Origin of the sequence: Citrobacter sp. (assembly GCF_050252275.1) — a bacterium.
Lineage (GTDB): Bacteria > Pseudomonadota > Gammaproteobacteria > Enterobacterales > Enterobacteriaceae > Citrobacter_A > Citrobacter_A amalonaticus.
In genome coordinates, this window is record NZ_JBFWLF010000244.1 from 1 (window position 1) to 6,921 (window position 6,921).

The 6,921-nt window shown below is 50.0% G+C and carries 9 protein-coding genes; 6 read left to right on the top strand and 3 right to left on the bottom strand.

All coding sequences use genetic code 11. The annotated features are described in order from the left end of the window. Window positions 1–102: 102 nt before the first annotated feature. From AB7E14_RS17970 to AB7E14_RS17995, 6 genes are read left to right on the top strand one after another with little or no spacing between them, the layout of a single operon-like run. Window positions 103–384 carry a Cox family DNA-binding protein gene (locus AB7E14_RS17970; RefSeq protein ID WP_053287335.1) on the top strand — a complete coding sequence of 94 codons (282 nt, stop codon included), beginning with the start codon at window positions 103–105 and terminating at the stop codon, window positions 382–384. A gap of 26 nt (window positions 385–410) precedes the next feature. After that, complete coding sequence (locus AB7E14_RS17975) at window positions 411–746, top strand: hypothetical protein (protein ID WP_428169751.1); 336 nt, start codon at window positions 411–413, stop codon at window positions 744–746. A gap of 9 nt (window positions 747–755) precedes the next feature. Further along, window positions 756–1,325 carry a 3'-5' exonuclease gene (locus tag AB7E14_RS17980; protein WP_181627765.1) on the top strand — a complete coding sequence of 190 codons (570 nt, stop codon included), beginning with the start codon at window positions 756–758 and terminating at the stop codon, window positions 1,323–1,325. Between the two features lie 2 nt (window positions 1,326–1,327). After that, the gene (locus tag AB7E14_RS17985) at window positions 1,328–1,546 is read left to right on the top strand and encodes a hypothetical protein (RefSeq protein WP_072135053.1); all 219 of its coding nucleotides are present in this window, start codon (window positions 1,328–1,330) and stop codon (window positions 1,544–1,546) included. Between the two features lie 38 nt (window positions 1,547–1,584). Continuing rightward, window positions 1,585–4,242 carry a toprim domain-containing protein gene (locus tag AB7E14_RS17990; RefSeq protein ID WP_181627764.1) on the top strand — a complete coding sequence of 886 codons (2,658 nt, stop codon included), beginning with the start codon at window positions 1,585–1,587 and terminating at the stop codon, window positions 4,240–4,242. A 4-nt stretch (window positions 4,243–4,246) separates the two neighbouring features. Continuing rightward, window positions 4,247–4,414 carry a hypothetical protein gene (locus AB7E14_RS17995; protein WP_181627763.1) on the top strand — a complete coding sequence of 56 codons (168 nt, stop codon included), beginning with the start codon at window positions 4,247–4,249 and terminating at the stop codon, window positions 4,412–4,414. 42 nt (window positions 4,415–4,456) lie between these two features. On the opposite strand, the gene AB7E14_RS18000 is transcribed toward AB7E14_RS17995, so the two are convergent. From AB7E14_RS18000 to AB7E14_RS18010, 3 genes are all read right to left on the bottom strand, one after another. Further along, entirely contained in the window at window positions 4,457–4,786 is a 330-nt protein-coding gene (locus tag AB7E14_RS18000) for an ogr/Delta-like zinc finger family protein (protein ID WP_181627762.1), read from the bottom strand. Further along, window positions 4,786–5,805 (bottom strand): phage portal protein, encoded by a 1,020-nt coding sequence (locus AB7E14_RS18005; RefSeq protein WP_053287341.1) that lies wholly within the window; start codon window positions 5,803–5,805, stop codon window positions 4,786–4,788. The genes AB7E14_RS18000 and AB7E14_RS18005 overlap by 1 nt, the downstream gene beginning before the upstream one ends. Beyond that, a partial coding sequence (locus AB7E14_RS18010) for a terminase large subunit domain-containing protein (RefSeq protein ID WP_428169752.1) occupies window positions 5,802–6,921 on the bottom strand: 1,120 nt, incomplete at its 5' end. The genes AB7E14_RS18010 and AB7E14_RS18005, both read right to left, overlap by 4 nt.

A 6,921-nucleotide genomic window follows, 5' to 3' on the forward strand; every position in this document is an offset into this window, starting at 1 on the left:
TGTATCGCAACTATTATTGTTTCTTACAAAAGAACCTTGAAAAAAGAACCCTAGAACGACTCAAAGCGCCCTTGGAACCCAAACTAACGGAGGATACCACAGATGAAGGAACCAGCAGAAAAGGCGCTTTCAGAGTTGGTGACCCCTGAGCTTTTTGCCGAATATATAGGCAAAACGCCTGCTGCAATTCGCAAAATGGCCACGGCTGGAAAACTGCCGGTAATCCGCATGAAAGACCCTCTAAATCCATCAAAAAAAGGTGGGGAAATCTATATCCATCGGGGGGAATGGGATGCTTATGCCCTTCATCTGGCTCAAATTGCCCCGCCTGAATGGCATGACTGGAAGAACCGTTTATTCACGAAAGATAAAAGTGCTCGTTAGTAAACTAAATATTATTGGGGATTATCATGAAGACTAAATACGCCACTCTTATTCGTAACCTGTTGCAGAGTTACCATGCTCAGGCAAACGCTATTGAAAAAGAAACGTTCTCTGTCCATAGCGATGGCTTGCAGTTAATGGAATTGAATATCCAGCTTGCGAAATGTCTTGAGGGAATTACTTCTACTGCTCGTTTTAATAACGACAGTGATGATTTTGAAGAGTTGCACAAGATTACGCTTATGGTGTTTGGTGGGAATATACCAACTGAAAATAATATTTCCGGGCTTATGTCGCTTGCTACCACAGCGTTAAAAAGTAATAACTCGCATCTTAAATCTGTTGCAGATTCCCATCGTTAAGGAGCCGATATGAAACATTTAATGATTGACCTTGAAACAATGGATAATAAACCGACTTCTGCGATTGCTTCTATCGGTGCTGTGTTCTTTGACCCTGAAACTGGCGAAATGGGTGAGCAGTTTTATCAGCGCGTTAGCCTGGGCAGTTGTGTAGGCCACGGTCTCACTATGGGTTCAGAAACCGTATTATGGTGGATGCGTCAGGATGCCGAAGCGCGTAGCGAGCTGCTTAATGATGATTGCCTGGACTTGCCTCTGGCTTTAGCGAATCTGGAATCCTTTATTACTGAGCATTCTGACCCATCTAAAGTGCAGGTATGGGGGAATGGTGCGGCGTTCGACAATGTTATTTTACGTAATGCATCAGATAAATGCGGGTTTGCCGATCCACTTTGGTACTGCTGGAATGACCGTGATGTAAGAACGGTTGTTGAACTGTCAAAAACACTTGGGCTGAATGTTCGTAATATTATTAAGTTTGATGGTGTTAAACATCACGCTTTATATGATGCCATTCATCAGGCTAAAGTTGTTTCTTATGTCTGGATGTATCTTGTAAAAATAGCCAGTGTGAAATGACGATGCTTACAGTGACCTCTCATGCAAGTGAAAGTGTCATAGCAAAGGCATTTTCTGTGCTGACGGAATATTACAGCGGCAAAAAAGTATATCAGGTTATAAAACCGCATCATTATTTTTCTGTGCATGTCTCTTATCGCTGGCGATTATTGAGTAAAGATAGGGGGCGGCATTGGGAGTTAATGACGCATGAGCGATATAACAAACAATACCGAATATAGTTTTTTGCCTTTTATACCTTTCTACATCTGGATTAATTATGAATGCCACAATACAGCAGGACGTTGTGCGCCGGCTCGTTCAGGATTTTGAATTCAAGGAACGGGATAAATATTTGCAGCAGGGCGTTTGCCCTAAATGCCATAAACGCGAATTATTCACCAGTATAGAAAAGCCCTGGATACTGAAGTGCGGCCGTGAAAACAACTGCGGCCATCAGGTCGTTGTCAAAGAGCAGTATCCTGAAATCTTTGAGGACTGGTCTAAGCGGTACCAGGACACCCCTGAAACCCCACATGCCGCTGCTGAGGCGTACCTGCGTGAGGCGCGGGGGCTGGATACTGAACCGCTAAAAGGTTGCTTTACTCAGGGCGCGTTCGTGAAGGATGGCATGGGGTCGGCAACGGTCAGATTTTCGCTGTCATGCGGTGCAACATGGGAGCGCATCATTGACCAGCCTCAGCGCTTCGGTAAGCAGAAAGCCAACATCAGGGGAAGCTATGTCGGTCACTGGTGGGTTCCTCCCTTTATTAACCTGCAGGAAGTGAACGAAATCTGGATCACTGAGGGAATCTTCAACGCACTGAGTCTGTGCCAGGCAGGGTTACCTGCAGTTGCCACACTGAGCAGTAACAACTATCCGCTGGCCGCACTGGATACGCTGGCCAAAGAACTGGGCGAAAAACCACGTCCACGTCTTGTATGGGCGTTTGACGGCGATAAAGCCGGCACAAAGCACACGCTGGCGTTCGCTGCCCGTAGTGATGCTGCAGGATGGAAAACCCGTGCCGCGCAGCCGGTAAAATCATCGGCATCGCTGGACTGGAATGACCTGTTGTTACGTAACCGGTTCAGTAAGTCGGACATTAAAAATTATCGCTACTATGGCGATCTCCTTCTGGCAAAAAGCCCGACTGAGAAAGCCCTTCTTATGCATCAGCACAATGAATGGCACTCGTTTTATTTCGAACATGGTTCCCGCATGTACTGGTTTGAGCTGGATCTGGACAGGTACATGCGAGCCTATGAGCGCATCACCAATACCGGTACCGAAGTGGTGATGGAGTGGGAGGCAAAAGAACGGGCGGTTAAAGAGTCAGGCGGTGTGACCGAAATTGCCAACTGCTGGCTGACGCCGCTTTATTTCCAGCGGTCTGAACCTACAGACGAGTCCTGGTATTACGTGAAGGTCAGTATGCCGAACCGGCCAGCCGTGAAAGATACTTTTACGGCTAATCAGCTCACCAGTTCCGCCGAGTTCAAAAAGCGTCTTCTGCATATCGCCAAGGGGGCGGTGTATACCGGCAGTACCAAACAGCTGGATAAGTTCATCCAGATGCGCCTCCCTGAAATCAAAGAGGTAAAGACGCAGAATTTCATCGGCTATAACAAGGATTATGCCGCCTGGTTGTTTAACCGCGTGGCCGTTTGCGATGGCCGGCTGTATGAGATGAACGACGAGGATTACTTCGAAATCAACAGTGCCAGCGTTAAGAGCCTGAGCCTCACGCCGGCGCTGGATCTGAATCCGAAGCTGAACGAGTTTACTACGGGTTGGGTAGACGATATCTGGACGGCATTTGGTGAAAAAGGGTATGTGGCGCTGGCGTTCTGGCTGGGGTCGCTGTTTGCCGAACAAATCCGCGAGCGTGACAAGTCATTTCCGTTTCTGGAAATCGTGGGCGAGCCGGGGACAGGTAAATCCACGCTGATAGAATTTCTCTGGAAGCTCGCCGGCCGTGAGGAATACGAAGGGTTTGACCCATCTAAATCTACCGCCGCCGCGCGTGGTCGTAACTTCGCCCAGGTCGGTAATCTGCCGGTTGTGCTGATTGAGGGCGACCGTACTACCGATAACGCCAAGCAACGCGCTTTTGACTGGGACGAGCTGAAATCACTGTATAACGGTCGTGCCTCCCGCGCCGTGGGTATCAAATCGAACAATAACGAGACGTATGAGCCGCCGTTCAGGGGAAGTATTGTGATAGCGCAAAATGCCGACACAGACGGCAGCAAGGCGTTTCTGGAGCGTATCATCCACATCTATACCGACAAGCGCGGCCAGTCCATTCAGACCCGCTACGCCGCCGAGCGTCTTGAACAGATACCCGTCAGCCAGGTATCCGGGTTCACACTGCTGGCCACCATGCGTGAAAAAGAAATCATGAAGGTGTTTGGCCAGGGATACGAACGTGCTCGTAGTGAGCTTGAGTCCAATATCAACATTCGCCATATTCGTATCGCCAAAAACCACGCGCAACTGGTTGGTCTGCTGGAAGCGCTGGCGCTGGTTGTGCCGGTACCGGTGGAACGTATTGAGAAGACCCGCGAGACCATCACCGCGCTGGCCGTGGAACGGTGTCAGGCGCTTAAAAAGGATCACCCTCTGGTGCAGGAGTTCTGGGAGCTGTTTGATTACCTGGATGAGCTGGCACCCTATGGCATCAATCACTCATCAGATGAAAATGAAATCGCGGTTAACTTCAATCACATGGAAGAGGTCGCCGCAGCACACCGGCAGCGTATTCCGTTCACATTAACGGAAATTAAAAAGCTGCTTAAAAACGGCAATGAACGCCGGTTTATCAGACAAAGCACCACGCGCAGCGCGGTAAGTGAGCGCCATAATCGTGGTAAAGGGGATATGCAGAGAATGCCGGAAACGTTCCGCTGCTGGATATTCAATAGGGATAAATAAGATTATGTCTGACTGGTTATTATGGGGAACATCGCTTGTCCTGGCTTTGCTTTCAAAATTAGTGAGAAAAATGGATCACGATGTTGTCACTTTATTTTGCATCCTCATTGCTTGTGCAATTGGTTATGGTCTGGCCACATTCTCATTTATGAATATGCTTCAGGAACTTTGACGGGTAACAGAAGTAAAAAAGCACCGGCAACGGTGCTTTTTTCTAAGCGACGGCGGTGCCGTCCTGACTTAAAAACTTGAGCATCAGCTGTTTTTGCTGCATATCAAGGCTGTTGCAGATAGTGGCGATCAACGCATCGCTGGATTTAGCGCTGGGGCTGATGGTATGTGAGAATGTCATATTCATCACAAAAGTGTGACCACATTCAACATCGGTACACGCGCAATATAAATCCGACAGTTCCTTGTGTTTTCGGGCTGTTTTTTTGATAACAGCCCTTGCCTCACATACCGGACAGTAAACCTTCATTACCCGCATATCCATCGCTCCGGAAGTTGGAAAACGATGATATTTTAGCCTTTTTGCGGACATTAATCACCTTCCAGCTCGCTGTCTTTCAGGAAATTAAGGTACAGGTGGGGCGGTACATCACTTTCCTGTTCCACTGCGGCGGTAAACATGCGCTGAATGGGCAAAATTTCTGCTTTGCGGTAGGTTTTGGCCGCTTTCTCAACATCTCCCATTACTGCGCCGTTCGTCGGGATAATCCCCGCCAGTCCTGCCGGGAATCGATGCGCGGTCAGTACGTCCTGGGCGCTGATGCTCTTGATATTCTGAAACTCATCTTTGGCGCTGATATCACCAATCGGGATAAATTTGATGCCGTCCGGATCGCCTTTGGGGATGTTCACAAACATGGTGCTGAAGTTCCCGATCCCCTTTGACTGCTCCAGCTTCTGAATAATTTCTTCTTCCACTTCATCAGTCATATTTGGGTCGTTACAGTAGATCATGCCACCTGTGTGTCCGCCGTTATGGTAGTAACGCCGGCGAAAAATTGTTGCCTCACCGTTAAGCAGGGCAGAATGGATACCGCTGATATAATCCGGCAGACCATAAATCGCCTGTTGCGGATCGTACTGCCTGAGAAAAATAATATCTTCAGGCGGATAAATCATCGGTTCACCCTGCTGCAGTACCACAAATTCCCCGGTCTTACGCTGGCGGGTATAGAGTGCCGGCAGCGGGTACAGCGCCACCACATCCCCCCAGCCGTTACGCACTTTCAGAATGGCCACATCACCGAAGGTCAGCCAGTCGAACACGGCTGCGCCAAGCTGTTCATGCGTCAGTCCGCCGTCTTTATAGTTTGCCGTCACCATATTGCGACGGGCATACAGCACACCGCCGTGCTGCGCGTTCAGGTTCACCAGTTGCGCCAGCGCCAGTCGGTCAATCGGGAGCGTCCAGTGTTCCGCTTCATTGTCATACCAGACGTCTGTGTAGTTTGTGCCGGTCGTCAGAATGGGTTCCGGTTTACCCAGGGTAATAAGGCTCATATGGCGCGGCTTGCTGGCGGTGCGGCGTTCCCTGTATTTCCGTTTTTTCATGCTGCTTTCCCTAAGTTACCCCAGCGTGATTTTCGCTGGTTTTCAAAGTTTAATGGCTCGTTGTCAATGGCATGGGCGATAGCCCAGAAACTGTCAGCGTGGCCGGTTTCTGCTGTACGGTCGGCGACAAACGTCATGGCGTTACCGCTGGCTGTGGAAGTGCGGCGGATGGTCATAAAACTGGCGGCAATTTCGGTTTTTTCCTTATCCCATTCCACACGGTCATCTTCGATAACGTCGATCATCTTCATCACCAGGCGATTTTTCGTCTCCACGCCGTAGCGGATAGGCACCGCCTGACGCATGGCGAAGTGCTGCACATCCTCAAAGACCCCGCTCCCCAGTCCGGTGATATCAATGCCGATGTAAGTCATGTTGTACTGACCAAACAGCTTTTTGATTTGTGCCGCCTGCCATTTCCAGTTCATTCCCTGCCAGTGGAATACACGCAGTACCCGAAATTTTTCGCCGGCCACTATCGGCGGCGCGATGATCACGAAGGTGGAGGTGTCTCCGCTGCGAGCCGGGTCATAACCCGCCCACACTTCACGGTTGCCGAACGGCCGGGGCAGGTTTTCGTCATGATCCTCCCAGATATCCGGATCTACACAGCAGCGTTCTACGTGAGAGAACGAAAATACGCTGTCCTTGCTGTCCACGAACACGCACATATACAGCATGTTGAAAGTGTCGCGGTTGTAGCGGTTGCGCAGCTTCTCGATGCTGGCGAGATTAAACCCGCCTGCGATCGCGTCTTCCATCGTGATGATGTAGCGCCACTGTCCATCAGGACATAAACGTCCACCGTCGCGCAGCTCCTTCTCCGTGGGAAATTGTACGCGCGCGCGTTTTTTATCACCGCGCCTCCATTCTTCACCAGTCCAGAACGGGTACGCCTGGTGCGTTTTGCTGCTGGGGGTGGAAAAGTAGGTGGTTCGCCATTTGTCGTGTGTGGCCATCGCGCTGGCCACTTCGTTTAATTTTGCAAAGTTGGGTACCCAGAAATATTCATCGCAGTACAGATGGCCGCTGTATGACTGGGCGGTGTTCTTGTTGGTGGACAGGAATCGCAGCTCCGCGCCGTTGGAGAGGCGGATAGGGTTTCCCGTCAGCTCC

Bases quoted from the DNA above. Each gene is read 5' to 3' on its own strand.
- AB7E14_RS17995 (WP_181627763.1), top strand. From the start codon at position 4,247: ATGTCTGACTGGTTATTATGGGGAACATCGCTTGTCCTGGCTTTGCTT.
- AB7E14_RS18000 (WP_181627762.1), bottom strand. From the start codon at position 4,786: ATGTCCGCAAAAAGGCTAAAATATCATCGTTTTCCAACTTCCGGAGCG.
- AB7E14_RS17990 (WP_181627764.1), top strand. From the start codon at position 1,585: ATGAATGCCACAATACAGCAGGACGTTGTGCGCCGGCTCGTTCAGGAT.
- AB7E14_RS17970 (WP_053287335.1), top strand. From the start codon at position 103: ATGAAGGAACCAGCAGAAAAGGCGCTTTCAGAGTTGGTGACCCCTGAG.
- AB7E14_RS18005 (WP_053287341.1), bottom strand. From the start codon at position 5,805: ATGAAAAAACGGAAATACAGGGAACGCCGCACCGCCAGCAAGCCGCGC.
- AB7E14_RS17975 (WP_428169751.1), top strand. From the start codon at position 411: ATGAAGACTAAATACGCCACTCTTATTCGTAACCTGTTGCAGAGTTAC.
- AB7E14_RS17985 (WP_072135053.1), top strand. From the start codon at position 1,328: ATGCTTACAGTGACCTCTCATGCAAGTGAAAGTGTCATAGCAAAGGCA.
- AB7E14_RS17980 (WP_181627765.1), top strand. From the start codon at position 756: ATGAAACATTTAATGATTGACCTTGAAACAATGGATAATAAACCGACT.